26 protein-coding genes are annotated in these 26742 nt (G+C 32.9%); 9 read left to right on the top strand and 17 right to left on the bottom strand.

Annotation, left to right across the window (positions count from 1 at the left end; all coding sequences use genetic code 11):
- Positions 1 to 146: 146 nt before the first annotated feature.
- The 3 genes from AC1Q8M_RS20680 to AC1Q8M_RS20670 are packed head-to-tail and all read left to right on the top strand — an operon-like array spanning position 147 to position 2162.
- Positions 147 to 743, top strand: a complete 597-nt coding sequence (locus tag AC1Q8M_RS20680; RefSeq protein ID WP_065222997.1) for a bifunctional transcriptional activator/DNA repair enzyme AdaA — start codon at positions 147 to 149, stop codon at positions 741 to 743.
- Entirely contained in the window at positions 724 to 1254 is a 531-nt protein-coding gene (locus tag AC1Q8M_RS20675) for a methylated-DNA--[protein]-cysteine S-methyltransferase (protein ID WP_098361319.1), read from the top strand. The genes AC1Q8M_RS20680 and AC1Q8M_RS20675 overlap by 20 nt, the downstream gene beginning before the upstream one ends.
- Entirely contained in the window at positions 1251 to 2162 is a 912-nt protein-coding gene (locus AC1Q8M_RS20670) for a DNA-3-methyladenine glycosylase 2 (protein WP_098361318.1), read from the top strand. Before AC1Q8M_RS20675 ends, AC1Q8M_RS20670 begins: the two co-directional genes overlap by 4 nt.
- A 38-nt stretch (positions 2163 to 2200) precedes the next feature.
- Here AC1Q8M_RS20670 and pepT read toward each other — a convergent pair whose 3' ends face one another.
- Positions 2201 to 3433, bottom strand: a complete 1233-nt coding sequence (pepT, locus tag AC1Q8M_RS20665; protein ID WP_098361317.1) for a peptidase T — start codon at positions 3431 to 3433, stop codon at positions 2201 to 2203.
- 196 nt (positions 3434 to 3629) lie between these two features.
- On the opposite strand from pepT, the gene AC1Q8M_RS20660 reads away from it, so the two are divergent.
- A complete protein-coding gene (locus AC1Q8M_RS20660) occupies positions 3630 to 4268 on the top strand; it encodes a YczE/YyaS/YitT family protein (RefSeq protein WP_098400354.1) in 639 nt (212 codons plus the stop codon).
- A 92-nt stretch (positions 4269 to 4360) separates the two neighbouring features.
- Here AC1Q8M_RS20660 and AC1Q8M_RS20655 read toward each other — a convergent pair whose 3' ends face one another.
- From AC1Q8M_RS20655 to AC1Q8M_RS20645, 3 genes are all read right to left on the bottom strand, one after another.
- Positions 4361 to 4678, bottom strand: coding sequence for a hypothetical protein (locus tag AC1Q8M_RS20655; RefSeq protein ID WP_053563781.1), 318 nt, complete (start codon positions 4676 to 4678; stop codon positions 4361 to 4363).
- A gap of 321 nt (positions 4679 to 4999) precedes the next feature.
- Positions 5000 to 5575, bottom strand: coding sequence for a histidine phosphatase family protein (locus AC1Q8M_RS20650; protein WP_098855696.1), 576 nt, complete (start codon positions 5573 to 5575; stop codon positions 5000 to 5002).
- A gap of 150 nt (positions 5576 to 5725) precedes the next feature.
- Positions 5726 to 6529 carry an alpha/beta fold hydrolase gene (locus tag AC1Q8M_RS20645; protein ID WP_098855697.1) on the bottom strand — a complete coding sequence of 268 codons (804 nt, stop codon included), beginning with the start codon at positions 6527 to 6529 and terminating at the stop codon, positions 5726 to 5728.
- Positions 6530 to 6919: 390 nt separating this feature from the next.
- Between AC1Q8M_RS20645 and AC1Q8M_RS20640 the strand changes: the two genes are divergently transcribed.
- Positions 6920 to 9640 (top strand): sensor domain-containing protein, encoded by a 2721-nt coding sequence (locus AC1Q8M_RS20640; protein ID WP_140155485.1) that lies wholly within the window; start codon positions 6920 to 6922, stop codon positions 9638 to 9640.
- 99 nt (positions 9641 to 9739) lie between these two features.
- Here AC1Q8M_RS20640 and murG read toward each other — a convergent pair whose 3' ends face one another.
- From murG to AC1Q8M_RS20620, 4 genes are read right to left on the bottom strand one after another with little or no spacing between them, the layout of a single operon-like run.
- On the bottom strand, positions 9740 to 10804 hold the full coding sequence (gene murG / locus AC1Q8M_RS20635; RefSeq protein ID WP_098398735.1) for an undecaprenyldiphospho-muramoylpentapeptide beta-N-acetylglucosaminyltransferase: 1065 nt from the start codon (positions 10802 to 10804) through the stop codon (positions 9740 to 9742).
- Positions 10805 to 10852: 48 nt separating this feature from the next.
- Positions 10853 to 11203, bottom strand: a complete 351-nt coding sequence (locus AC1Q8M_RS20630; RefSeq protein ID WP_002094117.1) for a DUF6572 domain-containing protein — start codon at positions 11201 to 11203, stop codon at positions 10853 to 10855.
- Complete coding sequence (locus AC1Q8M_RS20625) at positions 11200 to 12111, bottom strand: SDR family oxidoreductase (protein ID WP_000739091.1); 912 nt, start codon at positions 12109 to 12111, stop codon at positions 11200 to 11202. The genes AC1Q8M_RS20630 and AC1Q8M_RS20625 overlap by 4 nt, the downstream gene beginning before the upstream one ends.
- The gene (locus AC1Q8M_RS20620; protein WP_098361315.1) at positions 12108 to 13094 is read right to left on the bottom strand and encodes a UDP-N-acetylglucosamine 4,6-dehydratase family protein; all 987 of its coding nucleotides are present in this window, start codon (positions 13092 to 13094) and stop codon (positions 12108 to 12110) included. The genes AC1Q8M_RS20625 and AC1Q8M_RS20620 overlap by 4 nt, the downstream gene beginning before the upstream one ends.
- 301 nt (positions 13095 to 13395) lie before the next feature.
- On the opposite strand from AC1Q8M_RS20620, the gene AC1Q8M_RS20615 reads away from it, so the two are divergent.
- Positions 13396 to 14574, top strand: a complete 1179-nt coding sequence (locus tag AC1Q8M_RS20615; RefSeq protein WP_098361314.1) for a DUF2515 domain-containing protein — start codon at positions 13396 to 13398, stop codon at positions 14572 to 14574.
- On the top strand, positions 14549 to 14950 hold the full coding sequence (locus AC1Q8M_RS20610) for a CBO0543 family protein (RefSeq protein WP_141549520.1): 402 nt from the start codon (positions 14549 to 14551) through the stop codon (positions 14948 to 14950). The genes AC1Q8M_RS20615 and AC1Q8M_RS20610 overlap by 26 nt, the downstream gene beginning before the upstream one ends.
- A 22-nt stretch (positions 14951 to 14972) precedes the next feature.
- Here the strand turns inward: AC1Q8M_RS20610 and AC1Q8M_RS20605 are convergent, their stop codons facing one another.
- The 9 genes from AC1Q8M_RS20605 to AC1Q8M_RS20565 form a co-directional block, all read right to left on the bottom strand.
- Entirely contained in the window at positions 14973 to 15398 is a 426-nt protein-coding gene (locus tag AC1Q8M_RS20605) for a YfmQ family protein (protein WP_000214633.1), read from the bottom strand.
- A gap of 20 nt (positions 15399 to 15418) precedes the next feature.
- A complete protein-coding gene (locus AC1Q8M_RS20600; protein WP_098210981.1) occupies positions 15419 to 16090 on the bottom strand; it encodes an LrgB family protein in 672 nt (223 codons plus the stop codon).
- Positions 16091 to 16113: 23 nt separating this feature from the next.
- Positions 16114 to 16470 carry a CidA/LrgA family holin-like protein gene (locus AC1Q8M_RS20595; RefSeq protein ID WP_000878380.1) on the bottom strand — a complete coding sequence of 119 codons (357 nt, stop codon included), beginning with the start codon at positions 16468 to 16470 and terminating at the stop codon, positions 16114 to 16116.
- Between the two features lie 33 nt (positions 16471 to 16503).
- Complete coding sequence (gene pdxR, locus AC1Q8M_RS20590; protein ID WP_000454956.1) at positions 16504 to 17937, bottom strand: MocR-like pyridoxine biosynthesis transcription factor PdxR; 1434 nt, start codon at positions 17935 to 17937, stop codon at positions 16504 to 16506.
- A 186-nt stretch (positions 17938 to 18123) separates the two neighbouring features.
- Complete coding sequence (locus AC1Q8M_RS20585) at positions 18124 to 18315, bottom strand: hypothetical protein (protein WP_000006458.1); 192 nt, start codon at positions 18313 to 18315, stop codon at positions 18124 to 18126.
- Positions 18316 to 18534: 219 nt separating this feature from the next.
- Positions 18535 to 19242, bottom strand: coding sequence for a GntR family transcriptional regulator (locus tag AC1Q8M_RS20580; protein WP_001274912.1), 708 nt, complete (start codon positions 19240 to 19242; stop codon positions 18535 to 18537).
- Between the two features lie 30 nt (positions 19243 to 19272).
- Positions 19273 to 20682, bottom strand: coding sequence for a glycoside hydrolase family 1 protein (locus tag AC1Q8M_RS20575; RefSeq protein WP_000671628.1), 1410 nt, complete (start codon positions 20680 to 20682; stop codon positions 19273 to 19275).
- Between the two features lie 192 nt (positions 20683 to 20874).
- Positions 20875 to 21864, bottom strand: coding sequence for a phosphatidylinositol diacylglycerol-lyase (plcA, locus tag AC1Q8M_RS20570; RefSeq protein ID WP_016512421.1), 990 nt, complete (start codon positions 21862 to 21864; stop codon positions 20875 to 20877).
- 179 nt (positions 21865 to 22043) lie between these two features.
- Positions 22044 to 23885, bottom strand: a complete 1842-nt coding sequence (locus AC1Q8M_RS20565; RefSeq protein ID WP_098855698.1) for a S8 family peptidase — start codon at positions 23883 to 23885, stop codon at positions 22044 to 22046.
- 292 nt (positions 23886 to 24177) lie between these two features.
- Here AC1Q8M_RS20565 and AC1Q8M_RS20560 point away from each other — a divergent pair, with 292 nt between their 5' ends.
- Both AC1Q8M_RS20560 and AC1Q8M_RS20555 read left to right on the top strand, forming a co-directional pair.
- Positions 24178 to 24975, top strand: a complete 798-nt coding sequence (locus AC1Q8M_RS20560; RefSeq protein WP_098400357.1) for a cell wall hydrolase — start codon at positions 24178 to 24180, stop codon at positions 24973 to 24975.
- Between the two features lie 265 nt (positions 24976 to 25240).
- On the top strand, positions 25241 to 26578 hold the full coding sequence (locus AC1Q8M_RS20555; RefSeq protein ID WP_000272120.1) for an NAD(P)/FAD-dependent oxidoreductase: 1338 nt from the start codon (positions 25241 to 25243) through the stop codon (positions 26576 to 26578).
- Positions 26579 to 26742 lie beyond the last annotated feature (164 nt).

Here is a 26742-nt window from a genome sequence, read left to right as displayed (position 1 = left end):
CCTCCTCTTGATGTTTATTTCCAAATTTCATGCTATCACAAAATAGAAAACAATCATATTTTCACCTTTGTAATCTTGCTCTTACATTTATGAATACATACATACGCACTTTATTCAGGTTATACTAATTTCAGAGGTGATGTTCTATGCACAAGGAAGGAGTTACATTAACAAATGAGTATTGGCAAGCAATTATTCATAATGATTCTTCCTATGATAGCAAATTCTTTTATGCTGTGAAATCAACTGGAATCTTTTGCAGACCATCATGCAAATCAAGAATACCGAATAGAAACAATGTACGAATTTTTCATCATGCAGAGCAAGCATTAAGTGAAAACTTTCGCCCGTGCAAACGTTGTAAGCCAAACGGGATCACTTTACCTAATGAAGAGTGGGTAGAACAAATTAAAGACTATATCGAAAAGCATTATGACGAATCCTTAACTCTCGACATGCTTGCGGAAATGTGTCACGGTAGCCCTTTTCATTTACAGCGTACTTTCAAAAGAATAATAGGGCTAACTCCTATAGAATATATACAACAATTCAGGGTTCTTAAAGCAACCGAATACCTTTTACACACAAATCAATCTATTAAAGAAATTAGTACTGCTGTCGGGATAGAAAACCCAGAGTATTTCGCAACTTTATTTAAAAAGAAAACCGGATTTACTCCTACTGAATATCGAAAAAAGAACGAAATGAAAGAGGGATACGATAATGAATTCCTACAAAAATAATTATATATATTGGACGCTACTTACACATAAAAATTGGCGATTTCATATTGCTGCAACTGAAAATGGACTATGTTTCATTGGATCACAAGACGAAAACTTTGAAGAATTAGATATATGGGCTAGAAAAAAACTGCCCCAACATATATTGACCCATAGTCCAGATTACTTGCAAATATATACGCAAGAAGTTATCGAGTATTTAGAAAACAAGCGAGAAACTTTCACATTTCCTATCGATGCTTATGGAACTAATTTTCAATTATCTGTTTGGAATGCGGTACGTGAAATTCCTTATGGAAAGACATATTCTTATACAGAAATTGCTGAAAGAATTCAAAAACCTAAAGCTGTGCGCGCCGTTGCTTCTGCTATTGCTGCTAACCCTCTTCTTATTACAATTCCTTGTCACCGCGTTATTGGGAGGAATGGGAAACTAACCGGATTTAGGGGTGGATTAGAAATGAAGAAAAAATTGCTTACATTAGAAAAGGTGCAGGTGGAATTCATATGACAGCAGAATATAATAGCGCATTATCTGTAGCAGTTCCGAAAGAATTTTGTTTTCAAGAAAATTTACGCTATCTATCACGTTCTAACAATGAATGTATGTTCCATATTGAAGACAATAAAATTTATAAAGTTATCCCTGTTCAAGATGTAAATCCTTTAGTTGAAATTAGTTTGAATACTGATGGCAATATTCAAATACGTTTTTTAGAAGAGTTATATACTCATGAAAGATGGGTAAGCGATGCTGTAGCTAACTATATAAAAGAATGGTTTGATTTAAGTACTGATTTAGCCCCTTTTTATACATTAGCGAAACATGATTTACTCCTTCAAGGACCAATTGAACAATATTATGGCCTTCGTAATTTAGGTATTCCAGACTTATTTGAGGCACTTTCCTGGGGAATTATCGGTCAACAAATTAACCTAACATATGCTTATACGCTAAAAAGGAGATTAGTTGAGCAATTTGGAAGTTATGTAGAATGGGACGGTAGAAAACATTGGATATTCCCATCACCTGAAACAATTGCAAATCTACATGTAGAAGATCTCCAACAATTAAAAATGACGACTAGAAAATGTAAATATTTAATCGGTATTGCGAAGCTTATTACAGAGAGAAAACTATCAAAAGAGGATTTACTGCAAACACAAGATGTAAAGGTTGCTGAGAAACAATTAACCGCCATCCATGGTATAGGCCCCTGGACTGCCAACTATGTTTTAATGCGTTGTTTAAGATTCCCTTCAGCTTTTCCAATTGATGATGTTGGTCTCCATAATGCAATTAAATTTATAATAGGCTCCGAAAATAAACCGACTAAAGATGAAATAAAAGATTTTGCAGCAAACTGGGCTAATTGGGAGTCTTATGCGACTTTTTATTTGTGGCGAGTACTATATTAAAAGAACCAAGTAGCACATTCGTACTACTTGGTTCTTTTTTAAGCTTGCTCCTCAAAACGTCTTGCAATTTCTACAATAACTTGAACAGCTTTTTCCATAGTATCTACCGAAACATACTCAAATTTACCGTGATAGTTTTCACCACCAGTGAAAATATTCGGCGTCGGTAATCCCATATATGATAATTGTGATCCATCTGTTCCTCCGCGAATCGGATGAATATTTGGTTCAATGTCTAAACTTTTCATTGCTTCATATGCAATATCAACAATTTCTCTTACTGGTTCAATTTTTTCAAGCATGTTATAGTATTGATCATTCATTTCTAAAACGACTGCATCTTTCCCATACTTCTCTTGCATTTGTTTCACAATATTTTCAATGGTATTTTTACGTGTTTCAAAATTTTCACGATCAAAATCTCGAATAATATAATATGCTTTACTTTGCTCAACATCACCATTTAAAGAGAGTAAATGGTAAAACCCTTCGTATCCTTCAGTATACTCTGGTGCCTCTTCTACTGGTAAATACCCGTTAAACTCCATAGCCAGTTTAGTTGCATTGCGCATTTTATTTTTCGCTGTTCCAGGATGTGTATTCGTTCCGTTAAACGTTAACTTAGCACCTGCAGCATTAAAACTTTCATACTCTAAACCACCTAATGGACCTCCATCCATCGTATAAGCGAATGATGCACCAAACGCTTCTACATCAAAATGCGCTGGCCCACGACCAATTTCTTCATCCGGTGTAAATGCTACTCTTATTTTCCCGTGCTTAATTTGCGGATTATGTATTAAATGGTTCATTGCAACCATAATTTCTGTAAGACCAGCTTTATCATCTGCTCCTAGAAGTGTTGTACCATCAGTTGTAATAATCGTATGTCCTTTATATGATGGTAATTCTGGGAACTGCTCTGGTGTTAACACAACATTTAGCTCTTCATTTAATGTAATTGCATTACCATCAAAATTTTCATGAATTTGTGGTTTGACGTTTTTCCCCGTAAAGTCTGTTGCCGTATCTAAATGAGCTAAAAATCCGATTACAGGAACATCCTTGTCCGTATTAGCTGGAAGTGTTGCCATTACATAGCCATTATCATCCATCGTTACTTCTGTTAACCCAATTTCTTTTAGCTCTTCCACTAATAACTTACCAAACTCAATTTGTCCTCGTGTTGTTGGTACTGTATGACTTTCTTCATTTGATTGCGTATCAATTTTTACATATCTCGTAAATCTTTCAATAAGTTCTTGTTTCAAGTTCATTCACTCCCTTTTATGTTTCTCCCTCCATTATAATCCTTAAAACGAAATATTTTAACTTTTTTGACTGTGAAGATGTATATTTCATTTACATTGTTAACACTTTTAAACGAATGATAAAAAGACATAATATTTGTACATTAAAACTGTAACAGGTAACATACATAATTATAAAATATGGGAGGTTGTAAAGATGAGGCTAACTCTCTTTCGCTATTTTCTTTTTTTCTTAGGATTAATTTTCTTTGGCCTTGGAAACACTCTTGCAGTCAAAGTTAAATTTCTCGGCTTGCACCCTTGGGAAGTTTTAAATATGGCTCTCTACCAAAAGTTTGGATGGACCATCGGTACGTGGAGTGTCATATGTGGGTTATGTCTCGTTCTAATATCTTTACTAGTAGATCGAAAATATATAAATGTGGGGACATTTTTGAATGCACTACTTATCGGTCCCATTATGGACTTTTTCTTACAATCAAACATGCTTCCAGACGCTAGTAATTATTTATGGATAAACTTACTCATTTTATTTTCTGGTATTGCTATTACAGGTATCGGGGGAGGTATGTACGTTGCGGCTGGGATTGGCGCTGGACCCCGTGATGGATTCATGCTTACTATTTCAGACAAAACAGGACTTTCTATTAGCCGTGCTAGAATCATAGTAGAATGTATTGTACTAGTTATTGGATTTATGCTAGGAGGTCCTGTTTTCATCGTAACTTTTCTGTACACCTTTATTCAAAGTCCAATCTTTCAGCAATCATTTAAGATGTTTCAAACACTTTTACATACTTTACATGGCAAAAAGAAAATTAGTGAGCATATTTAAAGTACAGCTTAATACAAATAAATTCACCCTATTTACGACTCTCATCGCAAATAGGGTGTTTCTGTTTTTATCTCGCAATTTAAGAATATATACTACTCATTCACAATAAAAGTATATACATCATCATGAATACAGCCATTTACTTTAATCACATACTTCCCAGGTTTATTAAAACTAATTGTGTATTTATTTAACTGAATTGCTTCTTTATCTCCAGAAAGAATATCAATGCTTCTGCCACTTAATACATACAATTCATTTAGATTCATCGATACATCAATTGTATTGAAATTTTCCACTTTCACTTGCTGTGCTTCCGCAACGCTTACACTTGGTTCTAAAAACAGTAGTCCACTTAATCCAATCGTCCCCGCTAAAGCAACTCCCGCAAACTTTTTAATCTGTTTCATTACAATGACCTCCTTATAGATTTTGCGTAAAGGTAATGTCCTCCCTTACACCACAAAGCCTATATGTAATGAAATGAAAAGTAAACGGGGACTGTAAGACAAAATTCTACATCTTTTTCTCCTATTGAATATAAATCCAACGTTTGGAGTTTTGACACATTTAAAATTGTTTCCCTAAACCAATTCCCTAATAATTTATTCAAATACTGAATAATTACTTATTGATTTAACATTCTAAAAATAGTTGATAAAGATGCTTTCTATTCAAAAAAAGACTTTGCTATAAAAGTAACTTTTACAACAAAATCCATGCAACTAATTTTATTCCGCTTTCCATAATCTCTTTACATTCATTAATTGTTCTTCTTTAAACTCCATATTATATATATCCGGTTTTGACGTATTCATTAAAAATTCAAAACCATATTGTTTATCAAAATAGTTCATCATTAATGTCATGACAAGCCCATGTGTACCAATTACAATTTTGCATCCTCGAAAATCCATTAAGATTTCTTTTAATACTTTCACTACTCTTCTCTGGCAATCTGCATATGACTCTCCTTCCGTTCGTGCAAAGTCCGGATTAGAGAACATCTTCTGTACAAGTGGATACACCTCTTTGTCTGATATAACCTGATCCTCACTTGAAAACATACACTCTTTAAGATTTTCATATACTACTATTTCTTTTTCATGGAAATTAGCTGACTCCTCTATCGTTAGCATAGCCCGATTATAAGGACTGGAAATAAAAGTATCAATCCTCTCCGATTTTAATATGTCAGTTACTCCACGGGCATCCATATGTCCCCTCTCAGTTAATCCACGCATTCTTTCATTTCCTTCTAGTTTTGGTGATTCACCATGTCTAACCATATAAATATATGTGCTCATAATTTCTCCTTAAAATTTTTTATAAAGTGAAACTTTAATCAGCCCTCACTAATCGGGCTGCCCGGCAAATAGCGAGATAAGTTAATAAATCACGTTCATTTATCCCATTTCAACACTTAGGGGTAATACTAAAATACTTTATAAACTGTGCTAATTTGTTCGTCTAATCCATTCTCCTACTAAACTCTCAAATAATTCAGGCTGCTCAATTTGTAAATTATGCCCTGCCATATCTAACACTGCTAATGTTGCCCTTGGATATTCTTCAATAATTTCTATAATATTTTGATAACCTACTGATATATCTTGTCTTCCAGTCAGTAAAAGAACGGGATTTTCATATTTTTCATGCTGAAAATCCATAGTAAGAGAGTAATTCTTTTGCAACCTTTCAATAAATTCATAATTAGCAACATCTAACCCAGGCTTAATTTCTTCTTTAAATCGCTTATATGTATATTCATTTGCTATTACAGCTAACTCACAAAACTCCTCTCTGTCTGCGGAAGTGAGCGTATTTAAAAATTCCTGATCTTGTACAATTACCTGTTTATCTGGAAGAATCCTTTTTTCTGGCTCCGCTACAACAACAGGACATACTAATAGTAATCCGCTAACTCTCTCAAACATCTTTGCAAGTATACCTTTGGCTAAATAGCCTCCATATGATTCTCCTACCAATAAAAATTTTTCAGTACAAATGATTTCCTCGATAAACGTGATAAGCACATCTACTATACGATCTGAACTATTTATCCAATTTGGAGCATTCGATTTTCCCATTCCAGGTAAATCAATATATATTCGCTTATAACCTTCATATTTCTGAAATAATGATTCCATACATTTCATCATTAACCTATGGTCAGAAGCGCAGCCATGTATGATAATGACCGGTTTACCCTCCCCCACAATTTCATAGTATATTTCTGCATCTTTAATTCGATATATCATAAAAAAACTCCCTATTTAGTGGCAATACTATTCCACTCTGTAAGAATGCACGTTCTTATTTTATATCTTTTCCTAACATTTCTACAAATATTAATTTTCAGACTAAAAATAAAAATCCCCATCATTTTATATGCAATTTTGCATCTCCACTTACAAATCACTAAAAAAACTTTACAATTCAAAGGATGACTAAATATACAATTTCTATTTAAAGTCTTGATACCGTCTATACTATCCACCGCAATATTTTTTCAACTTTGAGAATACTTATACTCTTTAACACTTTCCTTATAAACATGATTTTTATAAGGAAATCTGATACAATTCTTAAATAATATTATTATGTATAGATATAACGAACATAGTGCATAATTAAAGAAGGTGATTTCATTGAAATTAAATAAAAATTTACAATTATGTATATTAATCGGAACATTAATATGCTATTCAATCTATTTTATGTTTTTCTATCTGTTCCCTACTCATTTTTCAAATTCAGATGTACGCTTCGCTTCACTTGTCGTTGAAGCCATTACATTTGTATCACTGATTTACTCTATATATTCTAAAAAAGTCAGTTCAAATCCGTTTTGGATATGTATTACAATAGCAATTGGTAGTTTTTTATTAGGGAAAATAGTATATACATATCAAGATAGCTTCTTCGAAATTCCAATACATCGTTTTACTATTTCTGATGTATTTTACATGGTTTTTCTACTTTTCTGTCTTATCGCTTTCTCCTATAAAATCTTAAAGGAATGCAATAAATGGGAAAAAGCGTTCTTTATTTGTGATATATGCATAGTGCTTACTTCCATATTTACATTAGAATGGTATTTATTTAATCAGCCAAATTTAAATATATTCGCTCTTTCACTAGGGGATGTTTTCCTTTCATTTTTATACCCAATTGCAGATTTATTATTTCTACTGCTAGGTGTTAGTCTCTTTTTCCGTCCAACAATTTTTAATTCCAAACGGAAAATTTATATCTTTATTTTTGTATTAATAAGTTCTGCAACTTTTAACTATATTTATTTTTACTTAAATAACCATTTATCAACTGAAACGATAACATTATTACGTCTTTTATATAGAATACCTATATTACTTATTGCAATAGCTGGCTCTATTTCAGAAGATCATAATAGCCATAAAAATTATTTCATTGTAAACCCTATAATAGGAAAAAAAGCTTTAGTTGTATTTCCCTATCTTGCTGTTGCAATACTAATCGGGTTTACATTAAAAGAACAAACATCATCTTCAACTCTCATTACAGGGAATTGTATTACTTTTATTTTCGTACTCATTCGTCATTCTATCGTACGTATGCAAAACAATTCCTTAACAAAACGTTTACAGGCATTTAATGCCCAACTAGAAGAAAAAGTTACTGTACGGACGTCTGATTTAGTTCATAAATCAGAGGCTCTTTCTCAAAAACAACAAAAGTTTAAATCATTATATGAATATCATCCTGACCCTATTTTCACCATTGATTTAAATGGAACATTCTTAAATGTAAATAAGGCTGGGAGTGTACTACTTGGGGCACCAACGGATGAGTTACTAGGCGAAACTTGTTTTTCGATCATTTTAGATGAAGATAAGCATAAGCTAGCATTGGCATTAGAAAAAGTGAAACAACAAGAATCGGCATTCTTACAACTTAGTTCTCAATATAAAGATGGCTTTACTTATTTTTTATACGTTACAATCATTCCTATTATAATAGACGGACAAATTTCAGGAAGCTATATTATGGTGAAAGATATTACTGCACTAAAAAAACAGCAAGAAGAAATAAAATATTTAGCATTCCATGACACTGTAACGAAAATTGGGAACCGTGCCTTTTTCCATAAGAAATTAAAGAGAGTTATAAAAAATGCTAAAATAACAGAAAGCGAGTTTGCATTATTATATTTAGATTTAGATCGCTTTAAAGCAATTAACGATACACTTGGACATTCGTCAGGAGATTACATATTAGAAGAAGTAGCAAAGCGATTCCAATCATGTCTTCCATCACATACTCATCTTTCAAGAATCGGTGGCGATGAATTTACAATCATAATTGAAAACTATACTGACGAAGATTACTTATTCCAATTATGTAACCAATTATTTGAATGCATGAAAAAGTCATTTATCATACATGAGCATAAATTAACTTTATCACTGAGTATCGGCATCGCTATTTATCCACATTCCGGAATCGATACCGCTACACTTCTTAAAAACGCTAATGTTGCAATGTATGATGCAAAAGCAAAAGAACTTAACTCTGTATCTATTTATGACGATGTAATCGCTAAAAAAATTGAAAGACGATTGCGATTAGAAAAAGATTTACCAAACGCACTACAAAATGAAGAATTGTTCCTTTTGTATCAACCTCAAGTTGATAGTGAATCTAATAAAATTATCGGTGCAGAAGCTTTAATTAGGTGGAATCATCCTGAATTAGGTATTATTTCTCCATACGAGTTTATTCCGATTGCAGAAGAAACACTACAAATTATTTCAATAGGTAAATGGACATTAGAGCAGGCTTGCAAGCAAATGAAACGTTGGCACGCACTCGGATATTCACATTTAAAAATAGGTGTAAATTTATCTGCTAAAGAATTTGAACAAGAGGATTTTGTAAAATCTATTTCTTCTACTTTAACAAATACAGGTTTACCAGCAAGCTCTCTTGATCTTGAATTAACAGAGCGAATTGCAATGATGGATGAGCGAGAAACATTGATAAAACTGCGTACACTAAAAAGTTTAGGGATTCACATCTCAATCGACGACTTTGGTACAGGTTATTCTTCGCTAGCCTACTTACCTTTATATCCAATTGATACGTTAAAAATCCCGAGAGAATTTATTACAATGTCTGAAACATGTGATGATGGAATGGAAATTATTAAAACGATCATCACATTAGCAAATACATTAGGAATGTCTGTCATTGCTGAAGGTGTAGAAACAAAAGAGCACGTAAATTTCCTTCAAAAAAATAAATGTCAGTTTATTCAAGGTTATTATTACAGTAAACCTATTCATATTCATGCATTTACTGAGCTATTAGAAAACGGCATTCACCGATAGTACATAACTAATTAGAATAAATAATAATGAATTTGAACAAATATAGTAAAAAGGAAAGAAGATACCTTCTTTCCTTTTGTTTTTCTATTTACATTTCTATTACTTCACCACTTCATTTATTATATCTATTATTTGATGAATTCCCTCATCATTTGTTTTCTTATATCCATTCATGTTTTGAATATATTTCTCCTTATTTGTATACAACTTATTTACTGCATGTATAAATGTATTCGTACTTACTCTGTCTTGGAGTATAACTTCAGCATATCCTTGCCGTGAAAAATATTCAGCATTTAAAACTTGATCTCCCCTACTGGAACTGTTAGTTAACGGGATAAGCAACATCGGTTTCTTCAAAAATAACAATTCAGAAATAGCAGTAGAACCCGCTCTGGAAACTACAACACTTGCCATATTTAGTACATGCGGCAACTCGTCGCCTATATATTCAAATTGCATATACCCCTCCATGCCAATAGATGGGTCTACCTTTCCTTTACCACATATATGAATAATATTAAAATTTAATAGTATTGTATCTAAACATTCCCTTACCATATCATTTATCCACTTAGCACCTTGACTCCCACCCATAATTAATAATACTGGTTTATCTTGCTGAAATTCACAATATCTTCTTCCTCGTAATACGTTACCCTTCTCAATTTCTTCCCTTACAATTGGTCCTACATAAACCTTCTTCTCATTACTTACATTTTCTCCTGTCTGAGGAAATGTTGTGCATAGCTTTGTAGCAAAAGGTAATGCTATTTTATTGGCAAGTCCTAATGTGCTATCTGGTTCACGTATAATTATAGGCACACGATTTAACCATGCTCCTATAGCTACAGGAACTGAAACAAATCCTCCTGCTGAAAAGATAACGTCAGGCTTTGTTTTCTTAATTAATTTATAACTTTGTAAACAACCTCGTATAATTTTAAAAGGATCTTTAAAATTTTCCCAATCCCAATATCTCCTAAGCTTGCCCGTTGAAACACTATTGTATTTAACATTTTGCACTAATGATTTTTCAATTCCATTTTTTGATCCAATATACTCGACTCTCCAGCCTTTCTCTATAAATTTAGGAATTAATACAATATTAATCATAACGTGTCCGGCTGTACCGCCCCCAGTAAAAAGAATCGTTTTGCTCATAACTTATACCCACCTTTATTATTAAAAATCTAGCTATCTCTTTACCTTTTAAATGTAAATAAACTTATTATTTTTTATATAAATCTTTAACTCCACCTCTATATCTTGTAAAAGATCTTTAATGAGTTCATAAAAATCATTTCCATACTCACTACACTCGTATTGAGCAAAGATTTGAATCACATATCTAGTTTCCGTCTCTAATGCTGACTTTATTTGATTAACCCTTTTTTCTTCTACATACGCTTGATATTTATGTATTGCCTCATAAAGACGCAATACATGCGCTTCTTCATCTCTCCAATCCAACGTATCAACAATTGAAAGAAATAGCGTATTTTGATTATCTATTATTTCATAATCATTCATATATTTCTTACACCCTTTTTTGTTTTTCATTGCATGCAGATGTCACTACACTTCGCATACTCAAGTACATCTTTTAATGATTGATGAAATTCAATTTCTGGGATCCAACCTAACCTTTTTATCTCCTCTATTGCTAAACTCTCATTTGAGTCGCTCCCATTTTTCTCTGTTTCCTCTATAAAAAAATTTAGCTGTGTTAATTCTTTATATTGTTCTAGTACATTTAATAAAGATCGTTTTACTCCTGATCCGATATTATATTGTTTTCCATTTATTCCATCTCGTAATAACACATGATACGCTTTAATCGCATCACGTACATCTAGAAAATCTCTACTATCTTTCAAACTGTTTACTTCAATAATGGCTTTACTTCTACCTGATTCTATATCTATCATTTTCTTTGCGAGAATCGAACAAATGCCATTCGATTCCCCTGGACCAATTAAGTTTGAGGGCTTTGCAATGATAATATTTGAATCCATTAATCCTCCCCAAGCCTCTGCAATAATGACTTGCATTGTTTTACTTAAACTATATGGATTTGAAATTTTTATTTCGTTCATACTATCTGCTTGCAAAGCAGATCCTATAACTAATGTTCTACAATGCGAGGCTTCTTGCTTAATTGCTTCTAATAAATATAACGTTCCTATTACATTAATCTCTATATACTCAAGAGCAGCTGTCCAAGATTCTATAACCGAATTCCTTCCTGCTAAATGCAATACGTAGTCTGGCTTTATTTGTTTCATTACCTTCATTACTTCGCTCTTATTAGTTAAATTACAAGTAATACCATTTCTAATTTTTTCTCTATGTGCACGATTTTGAAACATAGGAATTACATGAAAGCCCTGCTCTAAAAAATATTGGCAAGCATGGCGTCCTGTGAAACCATTTGCACCAGTTATTAAAAGGCTCGCATTTTTTTTCATCGCAAAAACCCTCCTTTTAATAGCATTTGTTTCACCTCATGTTTTGCAAGCAAGTCTTGTTGAGAACTAAAACTCTTCACATCCACTAGCGGATAGCTAGAATAATATTCTTGAAGTCCTTCGATAGGAATCGTCGGTAGTACCACAAAATAATTTTGATCAAAGCTTATACTTGTTTTACTCTCTACCTCAGATAGAAGCATTTCACTTAATTTTTCACCCGGTCTTATCCCTACCTCTTTCACCTTAATGTTTTCTTTTTTTGAATCTTCAATTAATATTTCTGCTAAATCTGTTATTTTACATGCCGGCATTTTCATAACAAAGATTTCCCCGCCTCTACCTTGATATACTGCTTTAAATAACAATCCAACAGCATCTTCAACTGTTAAGAAAAATCTAGTCATATTCGCATCGGTAATCCCTACTTGTGAAGATCTTTTAATTTGTTGTTTAAAAAGCGGTACTACACTTCCACTCGTTCCTAAAACATTTCCACCACGAACACAAATGAATTTTGTTTTCTTCGTTTGTATATTCGCATGAACCATTAATTTTTCACCAATTGCTTTTGTCATCCCATACGTATTTGATGGATCAGCTGCTTTATCCGTTGAAACATATATAACTTTTTCAACTTGCATCTGTGTAGAGGCTTCAATTACATTTTGCGTACCATGTATGTTAGTTTTTATAGCTTCATAAGGATAATACTCACATACTGGAACGTGTTTTAAAGCTGCAAGATGGAATACATAATGGACACCTTGGCATGCATAGACTAGTTGATCTTTATCACGAATATCTCCAATAATAAATTTTAGCCTATCATCATTTATAAACTGTTGCTGCATTTCAAACTGGACCGTTTCATTTCTTGAAAAAACTCTAATTTCTTTCGGTGATTTTTCTAATAGTTGTTTTATAAGTTCATGCCCCCACGAACCTGTACCACCAGTAATTAAAATTATTTTATTTAACATTCCTTTTCCTCCTACGAAACATCTCAATTTAAATAATATTTATTGAATTATTTTCAATTGATTCAAATCATAATCGTCGTTTGTTACATTTAATTGACAAAATAAAAAAACAGAAACTATTAAACTTAGTTTCTGTTTTTCATTTCACCTCACAACAGTAAGATTTTTTATACTGTTTGCATGATAAATAAATTCCTTGTAAAAAACACCGCTCATTTATTTCTTATACTCGTAATAAAATAAATAGAATGATTCATAGCCAATAATCATGTTTAAATTTATGAAAAAGGGAGGTAACGGAATGGACCGAAACAATTCATATCATACATATAACGGACCTTCCAAAGCACTGCCTCTCTCCCTATTCGATGTAAAAAATGAATTGAAACAAAAAAGCAAACTTATTCCTTCTGATACCATGTATAAATTAACGAAAGAAGAGCAACTCATCATCAACAAAATAAAAATACAAACAGAACAGCTAAATAAAAATAATGTTACAAGAACACGCGCATACTACCAATTTTACATTCAATATCCAGAAATACATTGGGCACTGCTTGGGCATATGGTATCACGTAACGGCGGTTGGAATATGACTGATTTAAAGGGCGATTTATATACGAGAATTTTATCAGAGAAAGATCAATTCATATTTTTTTCTTTTTTAGAAAGAGGGAATTGGCTTATTTTCCAAGATGTATACCCTCAATTTTTACTTTACGAACAAAGTGTAAAGAGATCACAAAAGTTATTTCACCTTCTCCCTCACCTAAATGTTTCTACATTTATGGAAACGATGTGGAACGATTTTTGGAAAACAGGCAACAAAAAAACATTAGCGATTGCAACTATTGTTAATGAACAAAACTACTTAGAAAAAAGAGTGATTCAAAATGTACAATTTAAAAAGACTGTACTAAATAGTATTGGATTTAAACTCTTTGATTTCTTTCAGTTTAATCATATCCTTTTCCCATTCTACGAAAATGATAAAAAACAAAAAGTATTACTATTTGGTGATACAATGAAACATTTCACTTCCTTACATGAACGAATATTAATTGGAAAAAGATTGTATTCATTATTATTTCGAGATATACATGTTTTATCTCAAATAATAAGCTGGGCCCAACATCATCCGCATACAGGCTCAAGGAAAGATTACTGGCCCCATTTATTTTCAAGTGTAAATGAATCTTTTTCCCGTGAGTTTTATAAGCGCCGAATAAAGAAATGCCAGTTGCGAAGTGGCGCTTATCGTATATACAGTCCTTCACTCATCTATGCATGGCGAGATATGAAGCATGAAGAAGTTGACAGTGAAGATTGGTTTACCGATTGGCAAGTTGTAAATTACTTAGTTGATAAGGAGGAAAATATAAATGGACAAATTACAGAAGACTACTGCAAAACACTCGAAAAAATTGAACTCGCAATTCTCGCAAAGAAAAATGTCCTTCTCCGAGAAGAAGAATGAGTTTCTAGCATTAGTAGTTACAATCTTTCTCTCTTCTATTATTGGAACTTGTTTAGATGCTTTTTTTGTTCATAAACAAATATATTCCTTTCCAGCTAGACCCTTCTCATCCACATTTTCAGTTAATATAGCTTTTACATTGTTCGTACTGCCGATTTTAACAGTTATCTTTATACACATTTCAAAAAAATTATCTAAAGTTTCTAGAATTCTATTTATTATTTCGATCGGTATTTGCGCTAGCCTTTTTGAACAGATTGCTGAAAGTTTAGGTTTATTTGTACATAGTGCGAATTGGAACCATACATATTCTTTATTTGGTTATATGATTTTTTATTCTTTTATTTGGAACGTATATAATTGGATAAAAAAATAAAGAGACCATTATAGGTCCCTTCTTAAGCATACTCTTCCATTATTGCTAATGGTGCCAGTGTTTGAAGGCTTTTAGAGCGTAAACGATAGGCAACGACTTTCTTCTTATATTGCTTAATGACATCAACATGTTCCTCATAGCTATATAGAGAAAACCTAATCTCTTTATTCCCTTTCTTCGTATCAATGACTATTGGTGTCCCTTCTCCATGCGGCGGGAAATAATGTTTATCTAAAAACAAAGCCTCATTAAATTCATGAATAACTTGTAGTTTCATTTCTCCCTCTATATTTTTTCCATCTATCGATATAGAAGTATTTTCCGCCTCAAGCTTTTGATGCAATTCAAATTTACTAATAATTGATTCTACAACAGAAGTGGGCATGCTAGAAACTAGTACTTTAATAGCTCCAAAAACAAATAATGTAACTATAAACCATGTTGTCATTGTTATCATCTCCATTACATTTAAAAAATAAATTTCGTTCCATACGGTATTAGTATACTAATGAGTATTCCAGTTACAATCATCGTTACCGAACCGATTGTCGCCTCTTTCTCGCCTTCCTTCACGAGACGGCTCACACCGATAATATGTGATGCACAGCCCATTCCAACTCCTTTTCCAATCGTACTTGTTATACTGAAAAACTTAAGTACTGTTGGTCCGATAATAGCGCCTGTTATTCCTGCAACAACTACAAAACTAGAAGTCATAGATGGAATACCACCAATTTGATCCGCTAATGATAGGGCAATAGGCATCGTTGCTAACTGTGGTAAAGTAGTTAATATAAGTTCCTTATCTATATTTAAAATTCCGCCAATCACTACATTCATACTCGTTACAGCCACTATACCTATCACTACTCCAATAAGTATCGATAAAAAATTTTTCATAAGTATCTTTCGCTCTTTAAATAGAGGTATGGCTAATGCTACAATTGCAGGGCTCAATAAGCTTGAAAGAATGTCTCCTCCATTTTCCCTATACTCACGATGAGAAATACCAAAAATGAAAAATAAACAAATCATAATTGCCGTAACTGTTAACACCGGTAACGTAAATGCAAACGTAAATTTTTTATATAGCTTTGTCGCCAAGAAATAAATGGCTACAGTAATAATAATTAAGACCATTTGAATCGTGCACCTTGTCGATTTTATTTTTTTGTTGTTATTAATAATTGACTTATATACCCTGAAACAATCAAAGTTACTACAGTACTTGCAACTACTAAAAGGAATATAATACTCCCCTTACTTAAAAGAAAAGACCCGTATTCCATCAGCCCTGTTGTCGAAGGGATTAAAAATAACGGTAAAAATACGATTAACTTTTCCGCACCTAACTCAAACCATTTTAACGGTAAAATGCGAGTGGAAAGGAGCAGAAACAGCATTAACATCCCTATTAAACTTCCCGGTATTGATAGATGGAATATTTCCTGAATCCACGTACCCACTAAGCTAAATATATATAGCACGCCTACTTGAAGTAAAAGCATCACGTACTTCATTTCTTTCCCTCATTTCACTATCACACATCCATATTATGAAATTTCATTTAGCGTGTCGGCAAACCGTTTAATTCCAAGTTGAATTTGTTCTATATTCGCTCTACCAAACGTAAATCGTATATATTCATTTTTCGAACCTAAAACACTGCCCGGAACAAATGCGACACCATTCCGTATAGATTCACCTAATAAGTGATATTCATCAAACTTTCCTTTCACTTTACACCATACATGTATTCCACCCTCTGGCACGAAACATTCAACTCGGTCTCCCAATGTTCCTTCAAGCTCTGCAATTAATTCATCTCTTCTTTGCTTCAATTGTCCACGAAGTATCGTAATATGTGTATGAAAATCCTTTGATTCTAAAAATTGATTTGCTACCCACTGCGTAAATACACTATGGCCAAAATCAACTTGTTGCTTTGCATCTGCTAAACGCTCAATTACACGTGTAGGACCAATTATCCATCCAATACGTAATCCTGATGCAACAATTTTTGATAATGAACTTATATAAAGAACATTTCCATTTTGGTCCATTGATTTTAATGTCGGGTTCACTTCTCCATTAAAAGAAATTAAACTATACGGATCATCTTCTACAATTGGTATACCGAACTCAGAAGACAGTTCTAAAATTTTTTTACGTCTCGCTAATGAAAGCACAGTACCTGTTGGATTTTGATAATCTGGATTCAAAAATACCATACGAATGCGATGCTTTTTGTGCAAATCGATTAAGTCATCTGGATTCATTCCATGCTCATCAACAGGTAAATGAAATATGTTTAAACCGGCCGATTTAAACATTGGAAGCGAAAAACAATATGACGGATCTTCAATCGCAATCGCATCGCCAGGTTTTAATAAACATTGAACGATAAGATTAAGCGCCTGTTGTGCTCCAGACGTAATAAGAATAGAGCTTGAATCTGCTTCAATTTGTTTATATTGCTGAACATGTGCTGCAATTGTTTTTCTCAACATCTCATTTCCAAGTGGATGGTCATAGCCGAGATTTTCCATAAATGTTTTCTCCGCCAAAATTGTTCGAAATCTATCACTCGGAATTAATTCTGGTGACAGTTCACCACTCGCTAAATTAATTAAATCATCTTTTTGTGTTTCCGTTCGAATTTGTTGAACGAGTGGTACGTTAGGTAAGAACGATCCATCCTCCACGTACCTACCCCAGTTCGGTATTCGTTTATGTGAGACACCCCATATGTCTGTATTAACCCGTGTTCCGCTTCCCTTTTGCCGTTCTACTACTCCAAGTGATTTTAATTCTTCATACGCAGCTACTATTGTACTCCGGTTCACCTGTAATTCCTTTGCCAATATACGCTCAGAAGGTAACTTACTATCAGAAGGAAATTCACCTGAAGAAATGCCTCTTTCAATATAATCAGCAATTTGTTTATATACAGGTGTCTTATCTGCACGATTTGGTTTCCATTCCATCTAGTTTCCTCCTTTCAAAACGAACTATCCTCATTTTTTACTAACAGTATTCACCGTAAAAATAGTATTAATTAGTCACATTTTCTTATCCGTAAATGGATATATCCAAAATGGTTCTCTTTCTGATTACTCAATAGCTTCTGAAATTCCAACTTCATACTCTCATTTCAGTTCTTTTACAAACTATTAAATCATTACCGCGTACCATGTTACCCCGGCCAGTAGAACAAAAAGAAGAAGAATATAGATTGCAGATAAGTTTTTCACATTTCTTTTTGTAGACTTACCGTAATTCTCCTCCACGTTTCTTGCAACTAGTACAGTCCCAAATAGCGATACAATTACAATAATAACGACTAGTGAAATTGCAAAACTCATTGTCTTTTCACCTCTCTAAGACCCATCTATTTTAATTAAAGAACTTACATAAAAACCTTCCTCTTTAAAACGTTGATAACATACTACCTTTCTTCTCTTATCATAATAGATGTTTGCAAAAAGCGGACCAACCACTTTCGTGTTTTTTTGCTCATCCACTTAAAAAATAAAAAGCAACTGATCACTTAGGGCCAGTTGCTTTTTTCACACGATAATTTTTCATTTAAAATTAATTCGATTTAAAAGTTTCGCCTTTTCATAATGAAACATCGACTGAGATAACTCAAAAATTGTTCCATTTACAAGATACACTGTATTTTCAATAAGAAGCGCCGGATCACCTTCATTTAATTCTAAAAGCTGTGCATTTTCTTTATTTACTTTTTCACAACTAATAACTTTATCAGCAAAACCAATATTTAATCGTAAATCTTCAATGAAATAACTGTATACAGAGCTTAATGCTATTTCTTCGTTCAAATATGGAATAATATCCTTTTTGAAATAACTTACTTCAATAGAGAATGGTTTAGCATCTACAATTCTTAAGCGCTTCAAAAAATACAACCTAGTTCCAGCTTCGCATTGCATCCGCTTTGCTATCTCTTCGTCCGCATCTATTACTTCAAGCTCTAACACTTTCGTTTCAATATTTTGTGAAACAAGATTTTTCGTTAATCCACGTAAACTTCCTAAATTAATGTAATCTGTTACAGAAGTTTCGCGTAAAAACATGCCACTACCTTGCACTTGAAAAATATAACCTCTATTCACAAGCTGACTAATTACTTTACGTATCGTATTACGGCTTACTTCAAATCGATTCATCAACGCTTCTTCTGTAGGTAGTTTTTTCGTTTCATTAAAAAGCCCATCTCGAATGTTTTGCTCTAACACATCTGCAATTTGTTTATACTTTGCACTCATACACTTTCTCCTAAAATACGCTTTTATCTGTTATAACTCTTCCCCTCTCGTTTCGATCACACGTTTATACCAATGAAACGAAAGTTTCTTCTTACGTTTTAAGTTATCATTATGATCGACAAAAATAAAGCCATATTGCTTTTTATATCCATTTAACCAACTTAAAAGATCAATCACTGACCATGCATAATAACCTTTTAAGTTAATTCCCTCTTCAATTGCACGCTTCATTACTTTTAAATGCGCTTCAATAAATTTAATTCTCGGAACATCTACAATTTCTCCGTCAATGATTGGATCTTCATCACCAAGTCCATTTTCCGTTACATACATCTTTATGTCACCGTAACGCGCTTTCAACATATGCAATCCCTCTAAGAAACCTTCGGGAGATATTTCCCATCCCCATTTTGTATATGTTTTATCATCCATTTTAACTGTTCGATAAAAACCATCAAAAGAAGGGTTACCTGGAGCAAGCGTTGAGTTTTCTCGAGAATGTTCCTCACTCTTTATATCCATATCGTATCTTTCTACTCGTATTGGTTGATAATAATTCAAGCCAATAAAATCATTTTCTTCTGCATTTTGTTTAATGATTTCTAATTCTTCAACCGTCCAATTAGGAGTCCATCCTTTTTCCTTTAATTGTTGTACAACATAAGACGGATACTCGCCTTTTAAAATTGGATCATAATACCAATACGTTTCATATTCATTCGCATGATTTGCTGCTTGTATATTTTCTTTTTGATCATCCACACTATAAGCTGGTAAGAAAACATGTGTAATCCCAATCTCACCATATTGTTTCAGCTGCTTGTACACCGCAACTGTTTTCGCGTGTGCATAAAATACATAATGAGTCGCTTGAAAATACTTTGGAACATCATTTTGTATTCCTGGTGGATGTGCACCTTTTAAATAACCTAATCCACAAAACATTACGGTCTCATTAAAAGTAATCCAATGCTTAACTCTGTCACCAAATGCTTTAAAACAAGTTTCTGCATATTTTACGAAAGCCTCTGCTGTTCTTTTATTCGTCCATCCACCATCTTTTTCTAACGGTAATGGTAAATCCCAATGATATAAAGTGACAAACGGCACAATCCCGTATTTTAAACATTCATCAATTAAGTTGTTATAAAATTCAATCCCTTTTTCATTTACCTTTCCATCTCCAGTCGGCAATATTCTCGCCCAAGAAATAGAAAAACGATACGATTCTAATCCCATCTCAGCCATTAAGCGAACATCTTCCTTATATCGATGATAATGATCAACAGCTACATCACCATTTGTTCCATTGTATGTTTTGCCAGGAATTTTTGAAAACTCGTCCCAATTCGTAACACCTTTTCCATCTTCATTCCATGCACCTTCTACTTGATAAGAAGCTGAAGCAGCTCCGAATAAAAAATCATGTGGAAACTTCATAGTATATACCTCCATTTCATTACAACAAATCAAATTCAATCATACATATAAAATTTATAGGTACAAATTTTATATGTATGATTATATCTTATGTTTTTATTTTTTTCTATTATAAAAGTACAATTTATATTGTTGGTTATTGGAAAAGAAATAAGAAGCGATATATTTTATCGCTTCTTACTCTCATCATCTTTATTCTTTTATTAATGACTTATTCGCTCTTATAACTTCTTGATACAATAATGGTGACCACTTTTCATTTATGTAGTCTTGAATTACCCAGCCCACTCTCAAAGGATTCTTTTGTTTTATATAGTTTGCAATTTCAGGATTTATATAAGAGGCATAGTAATACGGACTATTCCATGCTGTACCACCAGAAGACAAGCTTGTAAAATTAATATATAGATGATGTAAATCCTCGCTATTGTTCATCGTTTCATCCATCGTATCTTTAATAGATTTTACTTTCTCATCATAGCTCACTTTATATTTATCTTGTACTGTTACATTTACATTTTGGTTTACAGTTGTGGTAAACGTCTCATTATCTGGCCAATAAAAATTATTATATCCTCCAGATTCATTACTACCACTATATCTTTTTAGTAGTACAATTTTCCCACGAGCATCTCCAAGCTTTATATTTCCTTCTGTTTTTAAAAAGATAGGATCAACAAAATATTTTTTTTCAAACGTGCTACTAAATGAATCTTCTGCCCCTTTCATATCCTCATACTCTTTTTTTAAAGACATAATAATTGTTTCACTCGGGTTATCTTTTAAAAATTGTTTCGCTTCATTTATGAATTCATGCAGTGTTACGTAAAGATATAATGGCCCATGATGAAGAACTATCGTATTATCATCTGTTAAACGTCCTCTTATATCAAAAATGCGAGCTCCATGGTCCATTTGATAGCGAAAATCATATTCTTGCGTCATTCCCCACACTTGCTTAATCGGATTTTGCAACTTGAACGTCCCACTATCGTGTGTTCCTGGTATTGAAATTCGTGCTAACGGGATATTATCAGGTATAGGTTGCATCCATTTTGACCAATTTTCAAGCTCATTAACAGAGCTAGCTGCAACTACTCTCTTATCATGTAAAGCAAATACAAATGTGATAAATATTGTACTACATATGAATAATTTCAAAATTAACTTCTTATTGCTCATTATTATCCCTCTCTTTTTCTGTTTTTACATCAAACTTATTGAATATAATATAAGCTAGTTCATAAAAAATAAATAATATTTCATCAATATGAAATATTGCATAGAAGTAAAGTTAAAAAATCATTCACATATACTAAATTAGAAAAATTTAAAGGAACTTCATCTGAAGTTCCTTTTGCTTATTTTATGTTCAATACATATGAACCATCTTTATTCTCATATTTATAGACGTATAAATAATATTTTCCTGGCTTTGCATTATAAGTTCCTTTAACTACATTTCCTTCATTTTCACCATATGCTACATAGTTATTTAAATCTGATTCATGATGAAGTACCCATGTCATTCCGATATTTTGTTCATTTAGTAGAGAAATATTAATATTTTCCGGCGAGTCAATTTGGAAAGTAAATACATCTACTCTATCACTAGTATGTAGCGTTCCTTTCACCGGTGTATGAAAGTTAACTTTATTTGCCTGTCTAGGCTCATTGTTTGGTTCATTTTCTGTTACTTGTAACTCATTTCCACCGTTTGATTTTCTTTGTTCATAACCTAAGTTTACTAGTATAGACTTCAAATCTGGTAAAACACCAATTTTATCTGCATATGGATCTTTAGATTTTGTTCCTGTGCTCTGGTTGCTTAATATTGCTCTTAGTTCACTTGGTCTATATGGTTGTCCTAAATGTTCTTTAGCAATGCTTTGTACTAAAGTCGCTGCCCCAGCAATAATTGGCGAAGCACTAGATGTTCCGCTAAAGCTTGAAGTATAAAGATTTACAGCACTTCTACTTTGCTCGGCTGTAGTTGTATCTACATTTTCTCCCCATCCGTACACATCAATACGGCTTCCATAATTCGAAAACCACATACGTTCATGAGGGAAAGATGAAGAGCCAGCTCCTACCATAATTGCACCCGAATCTTTAAAATCTTTACTATTACGATTTAAGACTTGCTTACCCTTTCTATCTTTGAACTGATCTAAATCATTCCACCCATTTGCTCCAGCCTCTATAATTACAATTCCCTTATCTGTACCAGCACGAATTGCATCAAAAATATCTGGTTGTACTTCAACAGGTAAATATTTATCACCATATCCATCAAAGGATGCTTGCGCCTCTAATAATAAAACACCCCCAGCTTCTAACTGATTTACAGCGCTTAATATTGCATCAGCCGTATTATACTGTCCATTATCTCTTATTTGAGAGATAACCTTTGCTTTCGCTTTTGGCGCAATCCCAATATTCCCGACTTCATTGTCCTCAGAAGATACAATTCCTAGTACAGACGTCCCATGACCGACATGCTGATTTATATTTCTTCCAGACATTAATTCAATATTTTGATGTAATAAATCCTCATGATTTAATAGCCATCCGTATTCCATATCAACAAAAGTAATACCATTTCCATTACCGCCTTGAATTCCCCAGGCGAAAGGCGCATTAATACCGTATGGGGCTGCTTCAAGATAACCTTGTTTTTTAAATCTAGGATTGTTATTAGGATTAAGAGCTACACTTGATGATTGCACTTCAGGTGGCATTATTTTCTCTTGTTTCTTCATATACGCATCTTCTATTAAAGAAGATGCCTTTAACTTATCTACTATTTCTTCTTCATACCCACTATTTTGATTTTGAAGAATATAATAGTTTAATAGACTTGTAGATACATGATTAGGTGCTTTCACTTCAAGGTTTTGTATTTGTTCCGGGCTTACAGATGTGAATAAACGAGTAAATGTTACATCTGGATATTCTGTCAAAAGATCTTTTATTACTTTATCATTCGTTTGAGATTGTATTTGTTTTTCAATACCATCTTCATATGGCAAATCCAAATCCGCTTTAAATTTTACAATGATTTGCTTATCTGTTTCTTGTTCTATCCCTAATTTACTCTGCTGTTCTATAGAATCAGCATATACACTATTGATAGTGCCTCCTGTTCCTAAAAGTGTTGTAATGATTACAGTTGACGCACACATTTTTTGAAATATTTTCATTACATCAATCCTCCTATTAATAATTATTAATCATTATATTAATCTATAATGATTAATTCTATAACGTATTCCCTTTCTACTAAATAGATTATAGTAATCAGAAATATGAACTTCAATGTATTTTCATATGCAATATTTCATATTCTGACTCTACACTAAACGAATATGAAACTTATAGTGATTATTTATTTTATATGTGCTAATATACTTACATTAATATATTACGCATATACACATTTCAAACTACATTACTTAATCGTTTCACCTTAATTTTTTCTTAGGAGGATTTACAATGAAATTACTAAAAATAAAACATATAATTCCTTTATCTGCGGCCGCAATTACATTCGTATGTAGTCAAAGTACAGCTGAAGCTTCTACCATTCATACAGTAAAAAAGAACGATACACTTTGGGGCATTAGTAAACAATACGGAGTTTCAATACAATCCATTAAACAGGCTAATAATAAAGGAAACGATAAAACCTTTATTGGCGAACAGTTACATATTCCGGGGGCCGTGAAATCAAATGAAATCACTGTTCCTCAAAACGCCAAGCCTGCGAACATTTCTGAACAAATTATTTATCAAGTACAACCGGGAGATTCATTAGAAACGATAGCAAAGCGTTACAATGTCACTGTCCAATCTATAAAACAAATTAACAATACAGTCGGAAACAAGCTTTATACAGGACAACATTTAAAAATCAACTCAAGTATTTCACAAAAAGAAAAAGACTTAATGGCACGCTTAGTTACCGCTGAAGCAGGTGGCGAATCCTATAAAGGAAAAGTAGCAGTAGCCAAAGTTATACTAAATCGTGTAAATGCAAAAGGTTTTCCAAATACAATAACAGGCGTTATTTATGAACCTATTAAATACGGATATGCATTTACTCCTGTTACAGATGGAAGAATTAATCAACCTGCAAGTGCAGAAGCAAAAATGGCTGTAGAAGAGGCTATCTCCACAAATGGAGTAGATTCAGACTGGATTTATTTCTACAATCCAAAAACATCAACGGACAGGTGGATTACGACACGTCAAACAGTAGCAGTAATTGGTAATCATGTGTTTGCTAAATAAGATTTAAAATCATTAACAGACCTCTTCACTTAAAAGGTCTGTTTTTTTCTATGTAAGATGTTATTAATCATATGACATAGTTATTTTTTAAACTGTTTCTTCTTTCAAATAAAAATTTTTGTATTTACTCCACCACTCGTAGAAATTAATAAAGCATCAAGTTCAAAAACTCCCACTTTATTAATAAAAGCTATTTCTTAACTTCATAAAATTGTTATACACTAGAAAAATAAAAAACAAACTATTCGTTAGCAGGTGGAAGAATATGTATGATATTACGATTATCGGCGCTGGAGTAAGTAGCATTTTTATGGCTTATTCACTAGCTAAAAGTAACAAAAAAGTTTTAATTCTTGATAAAGGTAAAGCGCTAGAAGATCGCCATTGTCCTTTAGACGAAGGAAAAGTGTGTAATTGTACTACATGTGATAAATATTTCGGGTTTGGTGGTTTAGGCAAATCTGAAGGGAAATTTAATTATACAAACGGATTTGGCGGAGAACTTGAGAAAAAAGTCGGTAAAGAGGGTTTTATACAACTCATGGCTGAAGTAGATGAAATTCTATGTCAGTTTGGTGGAAGTTCGGTTTCAAAATATTCTACTGAAAATTCAAGTCTCACTAAGAGAGCTGAAGCGTGTGGTTTACAAATGCTAACAACAGAAGTAAGACATCTTGGTACTACACTTTCCAGTAACATTTTTCAGCAGCTCTATGAATTTTTACTGACGAAAATAAAGATCCAATTTCATATAGATGTACAACATATTCTGAAACAGGAAGATCATTTTACAATAGATACAAATCAAGGAACAGTTCAAACTAAGCAACTAGTATTTGCAACTGGGCGCTCTGGGGCCGATTGGTTAAAAGAAATGTGCAGTTCCCTAAATATTTCTCAGGAGCAAACACGTGTAGATTTAGGAATTAGAGTAGAAATGAAAGAACATCAATTACGTTCTATATTAAAAGATACTTTTGAAACAAAACTTTCTTATCAAGGTGAGCATTTCACAGCAACTACTTACTGTATGAATCCAAAAGGACGCATCATTCGAAAGTACGAAGAAGGTTTAGTTATGCCTGACGGTCAAAATTTTCGAGAGCAAGGAACTGGCACTTCTAATTTAAATTTCACTTTATTTATTCCTCGCTATTTTCCAACTCTCAAAGAAGCAAATGTATACGCAAGTTCAATTATTAAAGGCATTAACCAAGGACGAGATCGGGTTGTTATACAGCGCTTAGAGGACTTACTAAAGAAACAACCTACAGCGGAAAACAGCATGGAACATAGCCGTATACAGCCTACACTACAGGGGGATTATGGAGATTTGAATCAAGAAATTCCTCAATTATATATTGAAGGGCTCAAAGAATTTTTATTACGTTTAGAACAATTTATACAAGAGCCTATCGATCAACATACTTTACTATATGGAATTGATGGAAAGTTCTATGCTCCTACGATAAAAATTAATAATCATTTTGAAACTAGTATACATGGGCTATTTTTAATTGGAGATTGTTCAGGCGTTACGCACTCATTATCTCAAGCAGCTGCAAGTGGTCTGTATGTTGGAAAGTACTTATCTGACATTTAATTTCTATCATTAAGATTCTAGTCAAATATTCCTAATTTCAAAACACTTTACTTATATAGTAAAAATATATTAATAAGCCCTCCTATCCTTCCCGGCTAATGATTAACCGACAAAAAATCGGAATTTTACAAGATACATATGTAATATAACTACATATTTAAAAC

The organism is Bacillus sp. GW823-FHT06A10, assembly GCF_058795375.1.
The sequence above is the reverse complement of the archived record's forward strand: the minus strand, read 5'-3'. Positions and strand labels throughout refer to the sequence as shown.